The 21004-nt window shown below is 38.6% G+C and carries 21 protein-coding genes and 1 riboswitch; of the genes, 10 read left to right on the top strand and 11 right to left on the bottom strand.

Annotation, left to right across the window (positions count from 1 at the left end):
- Nucleotides 1–429 precede the first annotated feature (429 nt).
- Nucleotides 430–2439 (top strand): excinuclease ABC subunit UvrB, encoded by a 2010-nt coding sequence (gene uvrB, locus CBE70_RS11730; RefSeq protein WP_100159479.1) that lies wholly within the window; start codon nucleotides 430–432, stop codon nucleotides 2437–2439.
- Between the two features lie 189 nt (nucleotides 2440–2628).
- A complete protein-coding gene (locus tag CBE70_RS11735) occupies nucleotides 2629–3579 on the top strand; it encodes a DUF1266 domain-containing protein (protein WP_100159480.1) in 951 nt (316 codons plus the stop codon).
- A 105-nt stretch (nucleotides 3580–3684) separates the two neighbouring features.
- Here CBE70_RS11735 and yvcK read toward each other — a convergent pair whose 3' ends face one another.
- Complete coding sequence (gene yvcK, locus CBE70_RS11740; RefSeq protein ID WP_100159481.1) at nucleotides 3685–4623, bottom strand: uridine diphosphate-N-acetylglucosamine-binding protein YvcK; 939 nt, start codon at nucleotides 4621–4623, stop codon at nucleotides 3685–3687.
- 279 nt (nucleotides 4624–4902) lie between these two features.
- A riboswitch (molybdenum cofactor riboswitch) is annotated at nucleotides 4903–5045 on the top strand.
- On the opposite strand from yvcK, the gene moaA reads away from it, so the two are divergent.
- From moaA to CBE70_RS11765, 5 genes are all read left to right on the top strand, one after another.
- The gene (moaA, locus tag CBE70_RS11745; RefSeq protein WP_100159482.1) at nucleotides 5035–6015 is read left to right on the top strand and encodes a GTP 3',8-cyclase MoaA; all 981 of its coding nucleotides are present in this window, start codon (nucleotides 5035–5037) and stop codon (nucleotides 6013–6015) included. It overlaps the preceding riboswitch by 11 nt.
- A 39-nt stretch (nucleotides 6016–6054) precedes the next feature.
- On the top strand, nucleotides 6055–6534 hold the full coding sequence (gene moaC / locus CBE70_RS11750; protein WP_072062889.1) for a cyclic pyranopterin monophosphate synthase MoaC: 480 nt from the start codon (nucleotides 6055–6057) through the stop codon (nucleotides 6532–6534).
- Nucleotides 6531–6776 (top strand): molybdopterin synthase sulfur carrier subunit, encoded by a 246-nt coding sequence (moaD, locus tag CBE70_RS11755; RefSeq protein ID WP_100159483.1) that lies wholly within the window; start codon nucleotides 6531–6533, stop codon nucleotides 6774–6776. Before moaC ends, moaD begins: the two co-directional genes overlap by 4 nt.
- A 1-nt stretch (nucleotide 6777) precedes the next feature.
- Entirely contained in the window at nucleotides 6778–7239 is a 462-nt protein-coding gene (gene moaE / locus CBE70_RS11760; RefSeq protein ID WP_098943826.1) for a molybdopterin synthase catalytic subunit MoaE, read from the top strand.
- A 194-nt stretch (nucleotides 7240–7433) separates the two neighbouring features.
- The gene (locus tag CBE70_RS11765) at nucleotides 7434–8144 is read left to right on the top strand and encodes a Bax inhibitor-1/YccA family protein (RefSeq protein ID WP_072070555.1); all 711 of its coding nucleotides are present in this window, start codon (nucleotides 7434–7436) and stop codon (nucleotides 8142–8144) included.
- A gap of 139 nt (nucleotides 8145–8283) precedes the next feature.
- On the opposite strand, the gene CBE70_RS11770 is transcribed toward CBE70_RS11765, so the two are convergent.
- From CBE70_RS11770 to cecR, 8 genes are all read right to left on the bottom strand, one after another.
- Complete coding sequence (locus tag CBE70_RS11770; protein ID WP_100159484.1) at nucleotides 8284–8724, bottom strand: VOC family protein; 441 nt, start codon at nucleotides 8722–8724, stop codon at nucleotides 8284–8286.
- 16 nt (nucleotides 8725–8740) lie between these two features.
- On the bottom strand, nucleotides 8741–9376 hold the full coding sequence (locus tag CBE70_RS11775; RefSeq protein ID WP_100159485.1) for a retron system putative HNH endonuclease: 636 nt from the start codon (nucleotides 9374–9376) through the stop codon (nucleotides 8741–8743).
- A complete protein-coding gene (locus CBE70_RS11780; protein ID WP_100159486.1) occupies nucleotides 9351–10781 on the bottom strand; it encodes an AAA family ATPase in 1431 nt (476 codons plus the stop codon). Before CBE70_RS11780 ends, CBE70_RS11775 begins: the two co-directional genes overlap by 26 nt.
- Nucleotides 10782–10846: 65 nt before the next feature.
- Nucleotides 10847–11956 carry an ABC transporter permease gene (locus CBE70_RS11785; RefSeq protein WP_100159487.1) on the bottom strand — a complete coding sequence of 370 codons (1110 nt, stop codon included), beginning with the start codon at nucleotides 11954–11956 and terminating at the stop codon, nucleotides 10847–10849.
- 13 nt (nucleotides 11957–11969) lie between these two features.
- A complete protein-coding gene (locus CBE70_RS11790; RefSeq protein WP_100159488.1) occupies nucleotides 11970–13121 on the bottom strand; it encodes an ABC transporter permease in 1152 nt (383 codons plus the stop codon).
- Nucleotides 13114–14883: an ATP-binding cassette domain-containing protein gene (locus CBE70_RS11795; RefSeq protein ID WP_100159489.1), complete on the bottom strand. Its 1770-nt coding sequence runs from the start codon at nucleotides 14881–14883 to the stop codon at nucleotides 13114–13116. Before CBE70_RS11795 ends, CBE70_RS11790 begins: the two co-directional genes overlap by 8 nt.
- A gap of 13 nt (nucleotides 14884–14896) precedes the next feature.
- Nucleotides 14897–15883: a secretion protein HlyD gene (gene hlyD / locus CBE70_RS11800; protein ID WP_100159490.1), complete on the bottom strand. Its 987-nt coding sequence runs from the start codon at nucleotides 15881–15883 to the stop codon at nucleotides 14897–14899.
- 11 nt (nucleotides 15884–15894) lie between these two features.
- The gene (gene cecR, locus CBE70_RS11805; protein WP_100159491.1) at nucleotides 15895–16593 is read right to left on the bottom strand and encodes a transcriptional regulator CecR; all 699 of its coding nucleotides are present in this window, start codon (nucleotides 16591–16593) and stop codon (nucleotides 15895–15897) included.
- 373 nt (nucleotides 16594–16966) lie between these two features.
- Between cecR and rhlE the strand changes: the two genes are divergently transcribed.
- From rhlE to CBE70_RS11820, 3 genes are all read left to right on the top strand, one after another.
- Complete coding sequence (gene rhlE, locus CBE70_RS11810; RefSeq protein ID WP_100159492.1) at nucleotides 16967–18382, top strand: ATP-dependent RNA helicase RhlE; 1416 nt, start codon at nucleotides 16967–16969, stop codon at nucleotides 18380–18382.
- Nucleotides 18383–18391: 9 nt separating this feature from the next.
- On the top strand, nucleotides 18392–19324 hold the full coding sequence (gene dusC, locus CBE70_RS11815; protein ID WP_100159493.1) for a tRNA dihydrouridine(16) synthase DusC: 933 nt from the start codon (nucleotides 18392–18394) through the stop codon (nucleotides 19322–19324).
- A gap of 203 nt (nucleotides 19325–19527) precedes the next feature.
- Complete coding sequence (locus CBE70_RS11820) at nucleotides 19528–19776, top strand: GlsB/YeaQ/YmgE family stress response membrane protein (protein WP_100159494.1); 249 nt, start codon at nucleotides 19528–19530, stop codon at nucleotides 19774–19776.
- Between the two features lie 90 nt (nucleotides 19777–19866).
- Here the strand turns inward: CBE70_RS11820 and sseA are convergent, their stop codons facing one another.
- Together sseA and CBE70_RS11830 are read right to left on the bottom strand one after the other, a co-directional pair.
- The gene (gene sseA, locus CBE70_RS11825; protein WP_100159495.1) at nucleotides 19867–20709 is read right to left on the bottom strand and encodes a 3-mercaptopyruvate sulfurtransferase; all 843 of its coding nucleotides are present in this window, start codon (nucleotides 20707–20709) and stop codon (nucleotides 19867–19869) included.
- Nucleotides 20710–20722: 13 nt separating this feature from the next.
- The gene (locus tag CBE70_RS11830; protein WP_100159496.1) at nucleotides 20723–20908 is read right to left on the bottom strand and encodes a hypothetical protein; all 186 of its coding nucleotides are present in this window, start codon (nucleotides 20906–20908) and stop codon (nucleotides 20723–20725) included.
- Nucleotides 20909–21004: the final 96 nt, after the last annotated feature.

The raw sequence follows: 21004 nt of genomic DNA on the forward strand, positions 1-21004 counted from the left end.
ACTAATAAAAAATAAAAAAAATAAATTTTATCAATTTTTAGGGATATTTTAAGGTGGAAAAAAAGACGTAACCTACCGAGAGATAACAACTTTGTGCAGTTATCCACTATTCCTGTGGATAACCTTGTGTATTACCATTATAAAAATACTCTGAATAGAGAGAATACAAGGCATTGCTAAAGATTGGTGTTATTCTCAACTTTTATTTTTAATTCTTATATATCAATTAATTAAATAAAATCAATAGAGCGAATGGTGTTGGCGTGTCTCTTTGAATAATTCATAAAGAAGGGGGTTGCTTTTTGAAAAAATCCCAGTTCCAAAACTGGGGATAACTTATGCTAATTATTCAGACAAATTTTATGAGATAGAGATTGAAGCTGGATTTTTATCCAGTATCATAAGGAGTGTCAGCGAGGAGAAGAAAATATGAGCAAAGATTTCAAACTGCATTCTGAATTTAAACCGGGTGGTGATCAACCTGCCGCTATTGCCTCACTTTGTGAAGGATTAGATGATGGTCTTGCTCATCAAACTCTTTTAGGGGTAACAGGCTCAGGTAAAACCTTTACGATTGCCAATGTGATTGCCAATCTAAATCGTCCGACTATGGTGTTAGCACCAAATAAAACATTGGCAGCACAGCTTTATAGTGAGATGAAAGAATTTTTCCCTGAGAATGCAGTGGAATACTTTGTTTCTTATTATGATTATTATCAGCCTGAAGCGTATGTTCCAAGCTCTGATACCTTTATTGAAAAAGATGCTTCTGTTAACGAACATATCGAGCAAATGCGTCTATCTGCTACTAAAGCCTTGCTAGAACGTAAAGACGTTATTGTCGTGTCATCGGTTTCTGCTATCTATGGTTTAGGTGATCCCGATAGCTATTTAAAAATGATGCTTCATCTGACTAACGGCATGATAATCGACCAACGTGCTATTTTACGTCGCCTTGCTGATTTACAATATACTCGCAATGATCAAGCCTTTCAGCGGGGTACATTTCGTGTCCGTGGTGAAGTGATTGATATTTTTCCTGCTGAATCTGATGATTATGCATTACGTGTTGAGCTATTTGATGAAGAAGTCGAACGCCTCTCACTGTTTGATCCTTTAACGGGGCAAATTCACTACAATGTGCCTCGTTTTACTGTTTATCCTAAAACGCACTATGTCACCCCACGAGAACGCATTCTTGAAGCGATGGAAGAAATCAAAAAAGAACTCGCAGATAGACGTAAAGTACTTTTAGCTAACGATAAGCTCGTTGAAGAGCAACGCGTGACACAGCGTACTCAATTTGATCTCGAAATGATGAATGAGTTGGGTTATTGCTCTGGTATCGAAAACTATTCACGCTATTTATCAGGTAGAGGCCCCGGTGAGCCACCACCAACTTTATTTGATTACCTTCCTGCTAACGGTTTATTAGTGATTGATGAATCACACGTTACTATTCCTCAAATTGGTGGAATGTATAAAGGCGACCGTTCCCGTAAAGAAACCTTAGTTGAATATGGCTTCCGTTTGCCTTCTGCACTTGATAACCGTCCATTACGTTTTGAAGAGTTTGAGGCGTTAGCACCACAAACGATTTATGTTTCAGCAACACCGGGTAAATATGAACTTGAAAAATCGGGTGATGAAATTGTTGAGCAAGTTGTAAGACCAACAGGTTTACTTGATCCCATTGTTGAAGTACGACCTGTGGCGACACAAGTTGATGATTTACTCTCTGAAATTCGTATTCGTGCGGTAAAAAATGAACGTGTACTGGTTACCACACTGACAAAAAGAATGGCTGAAGACTTAACTGAATATCTTGAAGAGCATGGTGAACGTGTTCGCTATTTACACTCTGATATTGATACGGTTGAACGTGTCGAAATTATTCGTGATTTGCGCCTTGGTGAATTTGATGTATTAGTGGGTATCAACCTACTTCGAGAAGGTTTGGATATGCCAGAGGTCTCTTTGGTGGCAATTTTAGATGCTGATAAAGAGGGTTTTTTACGTTCAGAGCGTTCATTGATTCAAACAATTGGTCGTGCGGCTCGTAACCTTGAAGGCAAAGCGATTTTATATGGCGATAAAATTACCGACTCAATGGCGAGAGCGATAAGCGAAACTGAGCGCCGTCGTGAGAAACAGCAACAGTTTAACCTTGAACATGGCATTGTGCCTAAAGGATTAAATAAGAAAGTTGGTGATATTCTTAAAATTGGTCAGCCTTCTCAGGGACGTAACAAGAAAGGGCACAAAGCAACAGATATTCATGAAAATTATCCGTTGTTATCAACGGCTGAATTGGAAAAAGAGATCCAACGTTTAGAAGCCGAAATGTATCAATATGCAAAAGATCTTGAATTTGAGAAAGCGGCGAGTACTCGTGATAAGTTACAAGCGTTACGTGCTCAATTTATTGCTAACTCTTAATTAGATAAATTAAATTCGCAAACTGATAAAGGGATATCCGTATTTTTACTGGGATTATCCCTTTTTTACCTTCTATCTTCCATTTTTTGCCTTGTTTGATATTCCCTTAATGACGTTCAGCTGTTTAAATACCAAAACAAACAAATCGTCAATTATTTACAAAGATAAAAAAGACATTAAGGATAGTGAATGAGTGGTTATGTTTATGCAGGGTTTCCCAGCTCTGCTGGGGTAATTCTTGGTGTTATTCTTCTTATTATGCTTTTTAAATGGCTACGAAAATTTGCTGTACAAGATAGTGAGTTGCAAAAACCATCAACAGCAGGGCAGGAGCCCATTTTATCTGAAGCAGAAAATACGTCAGGTCAGTTGTTACCCAGTGAATGGGGTTTATATGTTGCAGCGCCTTATGCTGCAATGAATGAGTGGGCATATAACGAATATGGTCAAGGTAAAGATGATGGTGGGTTATCAGCAGGTTGGGGAATTAACGACCGTTGGGATTTAGTTTATCAACTATTTTGGTTGCTCACTCAAGGTCACACTAATGATTTTTATCAGCTACGTGACCAAATTTTGGATGGTAAGGAAGACGATGTTCAGTTATTAAAAAATGATATTTTACTTTCTGAGTTAACTGAACACGATAAAAATGAGCGTTTATGGCAAATCGATATGATGAGCACAAATCGCATGAATATCCAAAATGTGAAATACCTTATTTGGGATCTCTGCCGTTTTAACAAGCTCTGTTTAGAAGGTTGTCAGCAAGGTTATATTACTCAACAAGAAGCCCAAACATGGTCATTAATGAGCGCATCAATGTTGCGTCGGATCTATGATGGTTGGGAAGATATGTGGAGAAACTTTATTGCTACTCGTTGGTTTTGGGCAAGTGGCGATCAAGATTGGGTATCTTCTCATCAAGCTTTTACAGATGTTATACAAAATATTCTGAATGCAAAAGATACACTGGCAACGCAAGAGAATTGGATCATGGAGTTACCGCCACTAGATTTAATATCGTTTTCTCGTACTGTAGCGGGTCTTGGTTTGATGAAAAACGATGTACCAATGACACTTGATGAAATTGAAGAAGCGATTAGCCAGCGTATTACATTAAAGCAGCTTAATAGCTAATAACACGTTGAAAACCAATAGTGATATTGTGTTTTTATCGACAAAAAAACCGCACTTGCTGTTTATTGCAGATGCGGTTTTTTTATGAAAGCAGGTAATTAAATACTATTTAACAGCTTGAGGTGATGCATTACGTTGCCCTAATTGTTGCAACGTTAACTCAATAGCTTTGCCTAATAGATGACGGTCGTGACGATAAGGAATATCTTTGGCTTCCAATTGAGCTTGTACAATTAATCGACCTTTCATCGATTCATATTGTGTTTCAGGGCTAATGATCACGGCATCTATTGTTTGTAAACCAATATAATTCTCCATCATGGCGATTTTATCAGACATCGTCATACTGGCAGCCGCAGGGCTTAGCTCTTTGCCTAAATTACCAATATAAATTGTTGTTGCACTGCTACGGCGTAACGCTTGAGCAAGCTCTGGCAGTAATAATAAAGGCATTAAACTGGTAAAAAAGCTACCGGGGCCAATTAAGATCAAATCTGCTTGTTCAATTGCTTCAATGGCTTCTCGTGTAGTAGGTACTTTAGGGTAGAGATCAAGTTTTTGGGGGATCTTAGGTAAAATATCAACATTTACCTCACCATAAATCTCATTTCCTTGGTCATCTATTGCCATAAGATCAACGGCTTGTTCAGACATAGGAATAAGGTGAGCATTCACTCTTAATAATCCACGGATAAGATTAATGGCTTCTAACGGTCGAACACTTAAGTTATCAAGTGCTTTAAGCATGAGATTACCTAAATTATGACCTGCCAGCTCGCCTGTACCCGAAAAACGGTATTCAAACATTGCAGAAGCAACAGAAGGCTCAGTAATTAACTGATTAATACAATTGCGCATATCTCCCCAAGCAATGCCACCTTCTTCTTGGCGAATACGGCCAGTAGAACCGCCATTGTCTGTTGTTGTAACAATACCAGTAAGACGAGAGCCTAAGTAGGAGAGTGCTGAAAGCACACGTCCAAGGCCATGACCACCACCAAGGGCAACAACACGATCTAAATCACTTAGCGTGCGATTTCGCATATTTGTTCTACTCATCTTTAAAAATTTGCCGCTAATTTATCACAATTAAATTTTAAGCCTATGATCACGACGTGATTTCATCACATTCCTAGTTTAATTTTACTTTTAATAGCCTAATATTTAATCAATGAAAGTGTTTTTACTTATGTTATTAGAGTGACTAAAGTGTCGTAAGTCGTTGTATTATAAATTATATAGCGAAAACATTATTCGCTTTTTGAAAAATTAGCAGGTAGAATCCACAATAAATATATTGTTATTAGAAACCTGTGAAAAACAGGTAAAGATTAGCTCCTAGCCTTAACGTCTAAGTCATCTGTTTACAAGATATGATGTTCTGGCCGTGACGAAATAAGTCACCAGGGTGCAAGGTAGAAATGCCAGCATCTCCCGATTTGGAAAGGTGTTACTATGCAACAACTCGTTGATGCGTTTTCCCGCAAATTTTTCTATTTACGTCTTTCAATTACAGACGTGTGTAATTTTCGTTGTACTTATTGCCTACCTAATGGTTATAAGCCTAACGGTCATAAATCATTTCTTTCGTTAGATGAAATCAGCAGACTGACACAATCTTTTGCCGCGTTGGGAACAGAAAAAATTCGCCTAACAGGTGGTGAGCCTACAATGCGTCGTGATTTCACTGATATTATCGCAACCATTAAAGATAATGCGGCTATCAAGAAAATTGCTGTAACAACAAACGGTTATCGATTATCTCGTGATGTCGCTCAATGGCGTGATGCAGGATTAAGTGCAATAAATGTAAGTGTTGATAGCCTCGATCCTCGTCAATTCCATGCTATTACAGGGCAAGATAAATTTAGCCAAGTGATGGAAGGTATTGATGCTGCATTTACCGCGGGTTTTGAAAAAGTCAAAGTCAACGTTGTGCTGATGCGCAATGTGAATGATAAAAATCTCCCTGATTTTCTTCATTGGATCAAAAACCGACCTATCCAACTGCGTTTTATCGAGTTAATGGAAACCGGTGACGGTAGTGATATATTCAACCGCTTTCATTTGTCTGGTGAAGTTATTCGCCAGCGATTACTCAATGAAGGCTGGTTACAAATTCCTCGCGCTCGTAGTGACGGGCCTGCCCAAGTATTTACCCATCCTGATTATCAAGGTGAAATAGGTCTTATCATGCCTTATGAAAAAGACTTTTGTTTAACTTGTAACCGGTTACGTGTTTCCGCTATTGGTAATCTTCATCTTTGCCTATTTGGTGAAAATGGTATTCCTCTACGCGATTTACTTGCTGATGATAGTCAACAAGAAGCATTACAACAGCGTATTCAGGGTGGTCTTCTTCATAAACGAGAAACCCATTTTCTTCATCAAGGCGATAGCGGTATTACACCGAACTTATCTGTGATTGGTGGATAGTTTTTCGCTCTGTTATTTCGTTAATTTCAGGAGTTGTGCATGTCTCAACTAACTCATATTAATGCTGCCGGTGAAGCTCACATGGTGGATGTTAGCGCTAAAGCTGAAACAGTGCGAGAAGCGCGTGCTGAAGCCTTTGTTGAAATGTCAGCAGAAACATTAAGCATGATCACCGAAGGTAAACATCATAAAGGTGATGTATTTGCGACCGCCAGAATTGCAGGTATTCAAGCAGCAAAAAGAACATGGGAGTTAATCCCATTATGTCACCCGCTGTTATTAACTAAAGTCGAAGTGCGTTTAGAGGCACTTACTGAATCTAATCGTGTACGCATTGAATCTGTTTGCCGTTTAACGGGTAAAACAGGGGTTGAGATGGAAGCATTAACGGCGGCATCGGTAGCTGCGTTGACGATTTATGATATGTGTAAAGCCGTTCAAAAAGATATGGTGATAGGGCCTGTACGTTTATTAGAGAAAACAGGTGGTAAATCAGGTCACTTTAAGGTGGAAGCATGATTAAAGTTCTCTTTTTTGCTCAAGTCCGTGAATTAGTGGGGGTTGATTCTCTCGAATTAGATTGCGAATATGCGACAGTTGATGATTTACGTAATGCCTTAATTACTAAAGGTGAACGTTGGTCACTCGCGTTAGAAGATGGCAAGTTGCTTTCTGCGGTAAACCAATCCTTTGTTCAAGGTTCTCACGTTATTAATGATGGTGATGAAATCGCCTTTTTCCCACCTGTTACAGGAGGATAAGATGAGCGCATCAACTCGTATTTCAGTACAAACTGAAAATTTTAGCGTTGGTGATGAATACCAATGGCTTTCAGAGTGTGACAGCGATGGTGCTGTTGTGACGTTTACGGGTAAAGTTCGTAACCATAATCTCGGTGATGAAGTGAGTACGCTCACGCTTGAACACTATCCGGGAATGACTGAAAAAGCACTGACAGATATTGTGAATGAAGCTCGCTCTCGCTGGCCTTTGCAGCGTGTAAGTGTTATTCACCGCGTTGGAACTTTGCATATTGGTGAAGAGATAGTATTTGTCGGTGTTACCAGTTCTCATCGTAATAGTGCGTTTGAATCTGCGGAGTTTATTATGGATTTCTTAAAAACACGCGCCCCATTTTGGAAAAAAGAAGGACTTTCTGAAAATAATGATAGATGGGTTGATGCACGCCAAAGTGATTATGATTCAGCTGAGCGTTGGGAATAAATCACCACGCTCAATTAAACACTACATTACTTTACCTAAATTTATTTTATGGTGACATTTCATACAGTTTATTTCATGGAAATGTAAAATCAGTGTGATAAAATTAAATTCTAATGAGTCCATAATGGACTTTTTACTGAAATAAACGTTATCGTTAAACCTAACGTTATCACTATGATTAAAGGGTAATCATCATGGATCGATTTTCACGTTCAAATGATTCAATCGTACAGCGCACAGGTTCTGGCCTACAAACCTTTATGGCTCAGGTTTATGGTTGGATGACTGTAGGTCTGTTATTAACTGCGTTTGTTGCATTTTATGTTGCATCAAGCGAAGCATTATTATCAATGATTTTCTCAAGCAAGATAGTCTTTTTTGGTCTGATCATTGCTCAATTAGGGTTAGTTTTCGTGTTATCAGGTATGGTTCATAAAATGAGTGGTGCAATGGCAACCTCATTATTTATGCTCTATTCCGTGCTAACAGGTGTGACTATCTCAAGTGTATTACTGCTTTATACTGCATCTTCAATTGCAAGCACTTTCTTTATTTGTGCGGCAATGTTTGGTGCATTAAGTATTTACGGTTATACCACTAAGCGTAGCTTAACGGGTATGGGTAGCTTTCTGTTTATGGGGCTTATCGGTATCATTATTGCATCTATCGTTAATATCTTTATGCAAAGCTCAATGATGAGCATGGTTATCTCTTATGCAGGTGTGTTAATTTTTGCAGGTTTAACTGCTTACGACACTCAAAAATTAAAAGATATGGGTAATGAAATTAATCAAGAAGATAAAGAAAATATGCGCCGTTACTCAATCATGGGGGCATTAACGCTTTATTTAGATTTCATCAACCTGTTCTTAATGTTACTGCGTATTTTAGGCGACCGTCGTTAATTTTAACGATATCTACGGGTAAACGTAGTTTAAAAACAGCATAAAAAAATAAATCCCATAACTTTAATAAGTTGTGGGATTTTTTTGTGCTTTTATTGAGAGACTTTTTCTGTCGTACATAATTGAAATAGAATGAAACCTAGTTATCTCGCAACCAAGGCGTAATAGTTAATCCCACTAAAGTTCCTTCAGGGCTTAATAACCGTGTGACGGTTTGTCCCCAAGGTTCAACTCGATTATCAACCAGCAGTTGATAGCCTTTTTGTTTTAGCGTTTGAGTGGCGATATTAATATCTTCAACCTCAAATTCAACCCAGTATTGTGGCACAGGTAAAGAGTCAGTCCATTTGTTATCACCAAAGCAGGACATAGCCGCTTGCTCTAAAGGCCACAGTGCAAAATGTTTAACGCCTTTTAAGTCACCCTCAGACGTTGATAGGTAATCACTATTACCTTCCTTTGGTTTTAACGGCAGATTAAGCGCATCTTTATAAAAAAGCTGGCTTTGCTCATTATCGTAGGAAATGGGGCCAAAACCGGCAACAAAGAGAATGTTAATATCAGAAATAAAAGGTGCCATAATGTAACCCTTACCGTTAAGTTAACCACTGTTTCAATATATTAATAATAATAGGTGAAAAGCTTTCTAGTTTTCCATCATTATTAGGTTTTGCTAGTTCTATGATTAAATCATTAAGTAAATCATCATCCTCTAGTCCTTCATGAGGTTTAATTCCATTAATAAATAAGATTTGTTCAATAGCGTGTTTTCTTTTGCTGACTAATGAGTCATTAGGAAGAGCGCTAGAGCCTAAATTCAATATTTCAATCGTTTTTTCAGCACGGGAGGTTAGACCATTAACTCGACCACTAATTGAAAACTGTAGCTCAGTTTCACACTCATCCATAAGTGGAGTGAGAGGAAGAGGGTAATGTTGATGAGAATCACCACACTGTTTTTTAGTATTACAACTGGCGATAAGATTAGTGAAATCAAGCGTTTTTTGTTGTGCTAATTGTTGTGGCTCAATATGCTCATTATGGCAATTTTGAATGCTTACAATTTGCTGACAACAGTGCCCACATAAATAGAATTGCTCTTTGAGTAATTCTTCTCTTATATCAGCACGAACACTATAAGTGAGATCCGCATATTTTTTGTTTTTATTCTGTTTTTTCCATTGAGTTAAACTTGTGGGTTCATAATTATTTCTTTTGCTGATTTTTCTCAAGTTGAACTTCCTTTTTCTTTAGCAATAACCGTGCTTTTACGACTTCGATGTTATTGGTAGAAATCTCTTTTTCTAATTCAGTCAGTAAATTTTTTGCTGTTGCAATATCGGCATTTTGAATAGCATCAAGAATATCGCCAATTTGGCTTTGCACTCTTTGATTGATAGAGGCAGTTCCCATAATGTCTGACAGTACGCTATTGATATCTTGCCCATAAAGTGAAGAAACTTCCTCAACCTGACCTTTTTCAATGCCATATACCAGAACACCTTTATGATCACTGATTAATAGTGGAGAGTGCGTTGTTAATACAAATTGGCAGTTAGGAAAGGTTTTATCCAATAAAGCGATTAATCGTCGTTGCCATTTAGGGTGCAAGTGGACATCAGGTTCATCAATTAAAATAATGCCTTTGCCCTTTAAGGGATTATCCAAAGTTGGATTTAAAAGTGTTAAACGGCGTGCAATATCACCAATCATGGCAAGTAATGATTTTTCACCATAAGAGAGTTGCTCAATTGCAAAGTGAGTACCGTCTTTAACCACTTTCATTGAAAGATCAGGCGTTCGTTCAATATAAATATTTTCAATGATTGAATTATCATCAGACAAAAAGATTTTAATGGCTTCACGTACAGCAGTGAGTGCTTTATCTTGTAATTTTTTTTGCTCTGCTAACATACTTTGGTAAATTTCACTATTTACATCAGTATGTTTTTCTAACAATTTCATAATGCTTGTGTGAGGAGCCGTTTCATTCTCTACATCTTCACGATAACGAAACCAAGCAAAAAAGTCGGCATAATCTGTTTTAGCATCAAGGGCATCTTTATAAGCAGATAATATGTCGAATTTATGGTGATTATTGGGCTGAATAGCGTTATTGATGGTCGTGTCATAAGTATGACGTGTTGCACCATAATAGGCTACAATAGGGAAATTTTTATTTTGCTGAAGTGGTGATAATAGATAATTTTGGAGAATAAAGGATTTTAGTTCTGAATCATCACCTTTAGGATATACATTATTGTCTTCCCTTTTTTTACGTACAGAATTTAAACTGAAAGATAAATCATCTTGATATAGAAAAACAAGGGATTTACCAATGTAAAGAACAGGATCATTTCTTGATTCAAAGGAAATTATGCAATGATCAGACAAAACATTAATTTTTGATTCATCTACAAATTTACCTTGCGCCTCTCTATCATTTTTCTCTAATTTTGTTGTAAACCAACTTAAGCCTGTCGCAATCGCATCTAAAATACTACTTTTTCCTGAGCCATTATTACCAATAAACACAGTAATATTTGAGCCATTCTCGTTGCCATCTTTTGTGGCTAACGTGATGTTAGCATCAGTAAAAACACCATAATTTTCAAGCCGTAGTTTGCTGATTTGCATATTGCACGCCTATTAATTTTTTCTTTGGTATCAGTCTATTAGAGTTAGTTATCAAAGTACAGATTTTAAGCTATCTTCCGTTGGAAAAGATAATACGCAATGCTACCAGTTCCTACTGCTATTACTAATAAAGGCCATAAACTGTGCCATATTACAGTGATGTCGGCATTTTTAAGGTAAATCTGTTTTGTGATATCGGTGAAATGGCGAATAGGATTTATCCATGTGGCATGTTGTAGCCAAATGGGCATATTTTCTACGGGGGAAATATAGCCGGATAATAAAACCGCAGGCATCATAAACACAAAGACACCAATAAAAGCCTGTTGCTGTGTTGAACTTAATGCCGATATTAATAAGCCAAAACCCACCAGCGATAAGCCATAAATCAGCATAGTAAAGTAAAACAGTAATAGTGAACCTGAAAAAGGAATTTGATAACCAAATATCCCTATAATCAAAACGATTGTGCCTTGAATAGCAGCAACAACCATTGCAGGAACAGCTTTACCGACAAAGATTTGCCATGTTGAAAGTGGAGAAACTAACAGTTGATCTAACGTGCCTTGCTCGCGTTCTCGGGCGACCGAAAGTGAAGTTACAATCATTACACCAATGGTAATAATTAATGCGACTAAAGAGGGCACAATAAACCATTTGTAATTTAAATTAGGGTTATACCAATTTCGAACAACAAGTTCTGTTTTATTCAGCAAAGAAGGTGTATTGCCTGCTAATTCAGTTTGATAGTTTTGTACTATTTGCTGTACATAATTAGCGGCAATTTGCGCACTATTAGAATTTCGACCATCTAGGATTATTTGTAATTTAACAGGAACACGGCTTTCTAAATCAGCACTAAAATTCTGTGGAAAACGAACTAATAAAAGTGCTTTGCGATTATCAATGGTTTCTTTTATTTCATGTTCATTTTTAAGCAAAAGAGTTTGAGAAAATGCGCTGGCTTTGGCGATACGTTGGGTTAATTCAATAGATTGCTTTCCATTATCTTCATCAAAAATGGCAATAGAGGCATTGGTAACATCTAACGTTGCAGCAAACGGGAATAAGATCATCTGAAAGATAACTGGCAGTATTAAGATCACCCGTGTTTGAGGCTCTTGTAATAATGACTGTAGCTCTTTCATTATCAGGGTGAGAAGACGATAAAACATAAATACTCTCCCTTTAATCCAATCGACGTCGTGTTGCTAACGCCGTTAAGCCAATAAAGAATATGGCAGAAACGATCAGTAACCACATATCTAACATTAATATCAACGGAATATCGCCAGCTAAAAACAGTGTTTGTAGGCTACTCACAAAATAACGAGCAGGAATAAAATAGGTCACCACTTGAATAAAGATGGGCATACTATCAATTTCAAAAACAAAGCCTGATAACATAATTGCGGGCAAAAATGCAGCATTTAATGAAATCATTGCGGCATTAAATTGATTACGCGTTAGCGTGGAAATAAGCAATCCCATACCTAGAGCAGTGGCTAAAAAGAGCGAAGTGATCCCGCCTAAAATCCACAACGATCCTCGATAAGGCACGCCAAGCACAAACACGGTGACTACCATACACAAAATCATGACAAAACTGCCTAATACTTGGTAAGGAATAAGCTTTGAAAGTAATAGTTCTGTGCGTGTGATTTGAGTGGAGAGCAAGGCTTCCATAGTGCCTCTTTCCCATTCGCGAGCAATCACTAACGAGGTAAGAATAGCCCCAACTACTGTAATAATAATAGTGACAGCACCCGGAATAATATAGTGCTGACTAATTGCCGCGGGATTAAACCAATAACGAGGTTCTATTTCAATTAATGGCGTAGTATCAATACCTTTACTGATGGCTTGTTGTTGTAACCAAATTTGCCAAACTCCTTTTGTGTAAGCTTGTACAAAATTTGCCGTATTAGGCTCACTGCCATCGGTGATCACTTGAATCGGAGCTTTAGTATCTTGGCGAGCAAGTAATTCAGCAAAATTAACAGGAATAACTACAATGCCCCGAATTTGCCCCGCCTGCATTTTATCGATTAATAATTGTCGATTATCGCTAATTGTTGCATTGATATACGGTGAATTCGTGAAAGTGTAAACAAGCTCTTGTGCTGGTTGGCTTTGTTGATTAGTTAAAATACCAATATTCAATTTGCTTGAGTCTAAGTTAATGCCATAGCCAAAAATAAACAGCAAAGTAAGTGGGATAACAATAGCAATTAGGGCACTACTGGGATCACGAGTAATTTGCTTTGTTTCTTTTAAACACAGTGCGTATAAACGTCGCCAAGAAAAGCGAGCATGAGATGATTGAGCTGAATTATGCATGTTTTTCGCTCCCTTTATCATTTTCACTTTCAAGTTTTTTATCGTAATCCAGCACTAAACCAATAAAGGCATCTTCCATTGAAGGGGTTGGATTATCTTTGCTGGCAACCATTTTTTTCAGAGAATCAGGCTCGCCAGCCGCAATGATTTTTCCTCGATAAACCAAACCAATGCGATCACAATATTCAGCTTCATCCATAAAGTGAGTGGTAACCATCACGGTCACTCCTTTATCAACCATGCCATTAATATGTAGCCAAAACTCTCTTCGTGTTAATGGGTCAACACCTGATGTGGGTTCATCTAAAAAGAGAATATCAGGCTCGTGCATTAATGAGCACGCAAGGGCAAGGCGTTGTTTATAACCTAAAGGCAAGGTTTCTGTGATTTGATTCACCATCGGCTGTAAACCAAAGGCTGTTATCATATCGCTGATTTTATCGCGTTGTTGCTTACCATGTAGGCCATAAACACCCGAAAAGAATTTCAAGTTTTGCCCCACTTTAAGGTTGCCATAAAGTGAGAATTTTTGTGCCATATAACCTAAATGTTGACGCGCTTTGCCAGAGCTTTCTTTCAAGTCCATACCTAGCACAAGGGCTTTGCCGCTGGTGGGAACTAATAAACCACACATCATTTTAAAGGTTGTCGATTTACCTGCGCCGTTAGGGCCTAATAAACCGAAAATTTCACCACGTTTAACTTGGAAATCGACATGATCTGTCGCTGCAAATTGGCCAAACATTTTGGTTAACTGTTGCGCTTCAATTACGGTTTCATTAGGTGCCGGAGGGATCTGAGGCATAATTTCAGCTAATTCAGATTTATGAGAAGGGCCGCCTCCTAATAAATCTATAAAAGCATCTTCAAAGCGAGGTGTTGCAGGAATAAGCTTCGCATCAGATTTACCCAAAGCGCTTAGTAATTCAGTTTGATTACTCTGTTTTTTCAGGATCAAACGAACGGATTGCCCTTGAATAACGCCATCAGTTACCTGCGGCTGAATAATTGCCTGTTGCAATACTTTTCTACGCTGATGACCTTCAACATTAAGAAGAAAAGAGCGACCTGTCATTTTTGCTGTTAGCTCTTGAGGAATGCCACTATAAAGTAGCTCTCCTTTGTTAAGTAAGAGAATGTTTTTACATTGCTCTGCTTCATCAAGATAAGAGGTACTCCATAATATCAACATGCCATCGCTGGCCAAAGCATGCACCATTTGCCAAAGTTCACGGCGTGCAATAGGATCGACACCCACGCCCGGCTCGTCAAGAAGAAGCACTTTAGGGCTACCTAATAAAGTACAAGCCAGCCCAAGCTTTTGTTTCATCCCTCCTGAAAGATTGCCTGCAAGGCGAGATGTAAAGCGAGTAAGATCGGTGAAGGTGAGTAGTTGGTGATAAACTTTTTCGCGCTCATCACCAATGACATTTTTTAAGTCAGCATAAAGATTGAGGTTTTCTAATACCGTTAAATCTTCATACAGACCAAATTTTTGTGGCATATAGCCAAGAATAGCTCTGACATTGACACTCTGTTTTTGCGGATCCATTCCTAAAATACGAATATCACCGGCATCAGGTTTTAATAAACCGGCAAGCATACGAATTAAAGTTGTTTTGCCTGCACCATCAGGGCCAACTAAACCCGTCACAGAGCCACCTGTAATGGTGGCTGTTAATGACGAAACAGCAGGGTTTTCCAGTCCTTTAAAGCATTTCTCAACACCGTGAAGTTCGATAGTGTAATCAACGAGTTCCATTTTTCCTCCACACTTAATGAGAGGAAGCAAATTTTAAGGTGACAGGCATACCTTGGCGCAATGCATCATCGGCATCCGTCACAACTACTCTGAGGCGATACACTAAATCAGTTCTTAACTCCGGTGTTTCAACACTTTTTGGGGTAAATTCGGCTGTTGGTGAAACAAATCCAATCGTACCATGATAAGGCTTATCTTTACGTCCATCGGTGTATAGATAAACTTCTCGATTAGGAACAGCTTCGCTTAAGTGAGTTTCACTGATATAAGCTCTGACCCAAACAGGGTTAGTTAATGACACCGTAAATACAGGGCTTCCAGCAGATAACATAGTGCCGGGTTCCACAGCTCGAGTTAGCACAGTACCTTGTGATGGAGAAATTAATTGCGTGTCTTGGAGGTTTAATTCAGCTTGTGCAACGGCGGCTTTAGCTTGCATAACTTGTCCTTTCGCCGCATCAATGTCTTCTTTTCTATAACCATTTTGATACTGATTTAGCTTGTCTTGCGCCGCTTTTAAGGCTGCCGCCGCTTGATTGCGATTATTTCTTGCGCTATCTAAATCATTGGCTGAGATTACTTTTCGGTTAGCAAGATCTTGCTGACGTTTATAAAAGTTTTCTGCGTATTGCCAAGCGGCTTGCTTTAATGACACATCAGATTGAGCTTGTGCGATTTCTTCAGTGCGATATCCCGCTTCCATTAAAGCTAGCGAAGCAATTGCACTATCACGCTCACCATAAGCTTTATTTAGTGCATTGCGATAGGGCGCATCATCAAGCTTGCCTAATAATTGCCCTTTTTGGACAGGAGCACCTTCATCAACTTGTAATGTGTCTAATCTTCCAGCAACACGAAAACTAAGGTTGACTGTACGTATATCGACATTGCCATAGAGTACTAATTCAGACTCTTTGTTTTCTTCGTAATAATAGATACCTGCAACAATACCGATAATAATCATTAAGATAATAAACAAACTGACTTTTTTAGTTTTCATAATAACTCTATTTATGCGTGATGAGTGTTAGTGTAAATCTCTCTTAATCCGTTGAGTAATAAAGTAATATGAGTTTTTAAAGTGTTGGAGATAATCTGATACTCATTTTTACCAATTCTATCCCATCCAGTTTGTCTTAGGATAGTTTCCCTGACTAAACGAAATGATAGCACTTCTCCCAATATAGCGTGAGTATGTAGCATGGTTGTAGGCAGAACAGCATCTAAACCAATATAGATAGCTAACAGCTTGTTTACACGCGTTAAAAGAGGCGATAACGCTTGCTGGTGGATCAAGGAATATGCTTCGGTTGGAACAAGCTGTTCCCTTGCCATAATGCGACTTAGATGAATATTTTCTTTATCAAGCACAAGGCGAGCATATTGTAAAAAGCTATCTGTAATAAGTGTTTGCAGTAATGGGAGATGTTCTGCTGGGTTAGGCCGTTCCAGAAATTCATCAAGAATGACCACTGTCGGTTCAAAATCAAGGCGAATAAGATCAGCAATATGTTGTGCAACGGCGAGATATAGCCCTTCTTTGGAACCAAAATAATAAGCGATAGCGGCAATATTTTGTTGAGCAGCTTGTGCAATTTGGCGTGTTGTGGCGGCATCTGGCCCATTTTTACCAAAGATCTCACATGCCGCTTCCAATAATTGTCGTTTTGCTAGTTCACCGCGCGTCGTCTTCTGTTGGATGTCTGACATGATAGAAGATACCTTACTTAAGTAAAATGTAACAAAACCAATGATATTAAAAACAGCGATAACAAGGCGTATTATATTAGATGATATTGAACAATAGGGAAAATTTGTGATAAATAATCGAATAAAGGTAATGTGTAATAAAAAAAGTGTAATCTATTATTGAAAATTATTTTTGTATTCTGAATATAGCAAAAACTGTTAGAATAGGGGTTATTAGGTTAACCTAACAAGGTTCATTCTCTTTCATCACTGTCTATAACTAGAAATGATAGTACCTATAGAGTAATAATACCTATAGATTGACAGTATGAAAGCCCGTCATTTTTAATTTCAATCACCGTGTTATACGTTCTGGTTGTAGGAGACTACTGTTTTGACCGATTTTACATCGCTTGGTTTAAGTGAGGCGCTTCTCCGCGCTATTGATGAACAAGGGTATAAAACCCCAACCCCTATTCAACAGCAGGCGATTGAGCCGATTTTGGCGGGTAAAGACGTATTAGCGAGTGCGCAAACAGGCACAGGTAAAACAGCAGCTTTTACATTACCAATATTGGAAAAGCTATCTCAATCAGCCGTAAAAACAAAAGGTCGTCAACCAGTTAAAGCGCTGATTTTGACACCAACGCGCGAGCTTGCGGCTCAAATTGCTGAAAATGTAAAAGCGTATAGCCGTTATATTCCTATTCGTTCGTTAGTTGTTTTTGGTGGTGTGAGCATTAATCCACAAATGATGAAGTTACGTGGTGGTGTTGATGTACTGATTGCAACACCGGGACGTTTACTCGATCTTGAACATCAAAATGCGGTTGACCTTTCTCGCGTTGAAGTTTTAGTGCTTGATGAAGCTGATCGTATGTTAGATATGGGATTTATCCACGATATTCGTCGAGTCATTAGTAAATTACCGAAGAAACGCCAAAACTTACTGTTTTCAGCGACGTTCTCTAAAGAGATCACGGGTCTTGCCAATTCGCTACTAAATAATCCTGTGAGTATTTCAGTTGCGCCAAAAAACTCGGCTGCTGAATCTGTTGATCAATATGTTCATTTAGTGGATAAAAAACGTAAAACAGAGTTGTTATCACACTTAATTGGTTTAGAAAATTGGCCACAAGTGCTTATTTTTACACGTACTAAACACGGTGCGAATAAACTTGCTGAACATTTAAATGCAGATGGAATTAAATCAGCTGCTATCCACGGTAATAAAAGCCAAGGTGCAAGAACGCGCGCTTTAGCTGATTTTAAAGACGGCAAATTAAAAGCGTTAGTCGCAACAGATATTGCGGCTCGTGGTCTTGATATCGACCAACTGCCTTATGTGGTCAATTTTGAATTACCGCAAGTGGCAGAAGATTATGTTCACCGTATTGGTAGAACGGGTCGTGCAGCTGCAACGGGTAAAGCTATTTCACTTGTTTGTGTTGATGAACATGGTTTATTAGCTGATATTGAACGTTTATTAAAACGCGAAATTCCACGTTTAGCATTAGAAGGTTACGATCCTGATCCTTCAATTAAAGCAGCACCTTTGCATAAAAAACCAAAGAATAATGCACCGCGTAGAAGTGGTGGCCGTGCAGATATTCGTGGCAAAGACAATCGCAACAATAGTCGTAGAGACGGCGATAGCGAAGGTAAAGAGTCTGGACGTAATAAAAATAAAGAAAACTACCGTAATAAAGATGGCTCTCGTACCGGAAAATTAGGGCCTCGCCGTTCACAGAAAAATAATGAAGGTAGTGATAATCAAAGCCCTTGGTCAAAAGCTAGAAAAGAGTTTTGAGGTTAAAAAGTGCGAGTTCTATTAGCGCCAATGGAGGGGGTTTTAGACCCCCTTGTGAGAGAATTACTCACTTCAATTAACGATTACGACCTCTGTATTACAGAGTTTGTACGAGTTGTAGACTCATTACTGCCAACGAAAGCGTTTTATCGCTTATGCCCTGAATTGCAGACAGAAAGCCGCACTAAAAGTGGAACACTGGTGCGAGTGCAATTATTAGGACAACATCCACAATGGTTGGCTGAAAATGCCTTTAGAGCTGTTTCTTTAGGCTCTTGGGGCGTTGATTTAAACTGCGGTTGCCCTTCAAAAACAGTCAATGGTAGTGGCGGTGGAGCTTCACTTCTAAAACAGCCAGAAACGATTTATCAAGCAACAAAAGCAATGCGTGACGCAGTGCCTTTAGAGTTACCTGTATCTGTTAAAGTGAGACTTGGCTGGGATTCTTCAGCGTATAGCCATGAAATTGCTGATGCAGTGGTGCAAGGTGGTGCTACGGAAATCACCATACATGGTAGAACCAAAGAAGATGGTTATAATGCCGAAAAAATTAATTGGCAGGCCATTGGTGATATTCGTCAAAGGCTTTCAATCCCTGTGATTGCTAATGGTGAAATTTGGAACCGTGAAGATGCATTAGCCTGCTTAGCCACAACAGGTTGCGATGCAATAATGATTGGTCGTGGTGCAATGAATACCCCTAACTTAAGCCGTGTTGTAAAAGGCATAGAAGCTAGAATGCCTTGGCAAGAGGTGATTGAATTATTAAAGCGCTATGTTCGTTTAGAAAAGCGCGGTGATACGACGATTTATCATGCATCACGTATTAAGCAGTGGTTTAGCTATTTACGCAAAGAGTATCCAGAGGCAGATGAGTTATTTAGGCAAATTCGAACACTAAAAACCTCACCAGAAATCGCCATCGCAATAGAAGCGTTGTAGTTTAAAAATCATCTTATTCGATAAAAAATAGTGCTAATTAATTAGCGCTATTTTTTTGTTCGTTAAGCAATAACCTCTCTATTTATCTTAAATATAATGTTACTTATCTCCAATAATTGGAAAAAATAACTATTTCGACTTACACTCAATAAGTGACATTTTTAGGTATGTTGTTTATATCATGACTATTTTTAGGGGGAAATATGGGAATTATTGCTTGGATCATCTTTGGTCTGATTGCTGGTGTTTTAGCGAAATTCTTAATGCCGGGTTCTTATGATATTGGTCTGATATGGACTTGTATTCTGGGTATTGTCGGTGCAGTTGTCGGTGGTGCAATTAGCAGTTTCTTTGGTAAAGGAAAAGTAGACGGATTTAATTTTGGTAGCTTTGTAGTTGCTGTTATTGGTGCCATTGTGGTGCTCTATCTTGCAAAGATATTTGCAAGTTAAGACTTTCACACCAAACTTTCATACCAAATAGAAAGTGATAATAAACCCGCATAATGCGGGTTTACTTTTTTAAGGCAAAAGCCGATTAAATTAGCATTCACAAGGGAGGGCACTTTCAGCGCCCCATTGCGCCCAAGAGCCGTCATAAAGTGCAATAGATTGGCAACCTAATACCGTTAACGCTAAAAATAAAATTGCCGCAGTCATACCAGAGCCACAAGTGACAATGATAGGTTGTGATAAATTTACACCCGCGTGTTCAAAAATTTGCTTTAGCTCAGCGTTGCTTTTCAATTGTCCATTAACAACGAGTTCATTCCACGGAACGTTTTTACTACCAGGAATATGTCCACTGCGCAAACCAGGGCGAGGTTCTGGCGCTCTACCATAAAATCTGTCTGCTGAACGAGCATCTATCATCTGTTTTTGCTTGGTATTGAGATTATCAAGAAGCTGTTGTTTATTGGCATAACGTTGAGTATGACGCTCAACCACAAAAGGTGAAGTTGCTGGCGTAGCAATGACTTCACCTTGTTGGGTTTCAAATCCAGCATCTACCCATGCTTGTAAGCCACCAGCTAAAATACGCACATGACGACAACCTAAAGTTGTCAATGTCCACCAGCCTCGTGGCGCTGAGAATAAATTGCCTTGATCATAAATAATAACCGTTGTGGTATTAGAAATACCTAATTGCGTCAGCGTTTTTGAAAATAACGCATCGGATGGCAACATATGTGGCAATGTTGTTGTTTTATCGGCAATCTCATCCAAGTTAAAAAAGTGAGCATGAGGAATATGACGCTCAAGATAATGTTTCAGATAATCAATATCTTGTGTTGGCATCGGTGCGCTAACATCAAGGATCACAAGGTCGCTATCATTTTGATGTTCAAATAGCCATTGGGGCGTGACAAAGTAATCATATTCCATAGTGCAACCTCATTTATTTTGTGGAAGGTGAGCTATCGGGTATTGCTGGAAATTGTTGTGTTGGTGATGTTTCAGGTTGGGCTTGTTTGTTTTCTATTGGCGTCGTTGAACGAGTATAAATATTTAATCCCGCAAGGAAAACGCCACCGATAGAGCCAAAAGCAAGTAGTGCGATAACAACGATAATTATTTTTTTCATAATGTTCATTTGCAGATGAATGTTGCGCAAAAGTATATCGAGATATGAGGTTGAAACAAGCGCTAAGTCTTCAGATTGAGGAAAAATATAGAATAA

This window comes from Proteus columbae (genome assembly GCF_002777965.1).
GTDB classification, from domain to species: Bacteria; Pseudomonadota; Gammaproteobacteria; order Enterobacterales; family Enterobacteriaceae; genus Proteus; species Proteus columbae.

Coding starts and splice junctions, on each gene's coding strand:
- CBE70_RS11780 (WP_100159486.1), bottom strand. CDS start 10,781: ATGCAAATCAGCAAACTACGGCTTGAAAATTATGGTGTTTTTACTGAT.
- CBE70_RS11790 (WP_100159488.1), bottom strand. CDS start 13,121: ATGCATAATTCAGCTCAATCATCTCATGCTCGCTTTTCTTGGCGACGT.
- hlyD (WP_100159490.1), bottom strand. CDS start 15,883: ATGAAAACTAAAAAAGTCAGTTTGTTTATTATCTTAATGATTATTATC.
- CBE70_RS11820 (WP_100159494.1), top strand. CDS start 19,528: ATGGGAATTATTGCTTGGATCATCTTTGGTCTGATTGCTGGTGTTTTA.
- CBE70_RS11830 (WP_100159496.1), bottom strand. CDS start 20,908: ATGAAAAAAATAATTATCGTTGTTATCGCACTACTTGCTTTTGGCTCT.
- moaD (WP_100159483.1), top strand. CDS start 6,531: ATGATTAAAGTTCTCTTTTTTGCTCAAGTCCGTGAATTAGTGGGGGTT.
- yvcK (WP_100159481.1), bottom strand. CDS start 4,623: ATGCGAAATCGCACGCTAAGTGATTTAGATCGTGTTGTTGCCCTTGGT.
- CBE70_RS11765 (WP_072070555.1), top strand. CDS start 7,434: ATGGATCGATTTTCACGTTCAAATGATTCAATCGTACAGCGCACAGGT.
- CBE70_RS11795 (WP_100159489.1), bottom strand. CDS start 14,883: ATGGAACTCGTTGATTACACTATCGAACTTCACGGTGTTGAGAAATGC.
- uvrB (WP_100159479.1), top strand. CDS start 430: ATGAGCAAAGATTTCAAACTGCATTCTGAATTTAAACCGGGTGGTGAT.
- CBE70_RS11735 (WP_100159480.1), top strand. CDS start 2,629: ATGAGTGGTTATGTTTATGCAGGGTTTCCCAGCTCTGCTGGGGTAATT.
- CBE70_RS11785 (WP_100159487.1), bottom strand. CDS start 11,956: ATGTTTTATCGTCTTCTCACCCTGATAATGAAAGAGCTACAGTCATTA.
- moaA (WP_100159482.1), top strand. CDS start 5,035: ATGCAACAACTCGTTGATGCGTTTTCCCGCAAATTTTTCTATTTACGT.
- cecR (WP_100159491.1), bottom strand. CDS start 16,593: ATGTCAGACATCCAACAGAAGACGACGCGCGGTGAACTAGCAAAACGA.
- sseA (WP_100159495.1), bottom strand. CDS start 20,709: ATGGAATATGATTACTTTGTCACGCCCCAATGGCTATTTGAACATCAA.
- CBE70_RS11770 (WP_100159484.1), bottom strand. CDS start 8,724: ATGGCACCTTTTATTTCTGATATTAACATTCTCTTTGTTGCCGGTTTT.
- moaC (WP_072062889.1), top strand. CDS start 6,055: ATGTCTCAACTAACTCATATTAATGCTGCCGGTGAAGCTCACATGGTG.
- moaE (WP_098943826.1), top strand. CDS start 6,778: ATGAGCGCATCAACTCGTATTTCAGTACAAACTGAAAATTTTAGCGTT.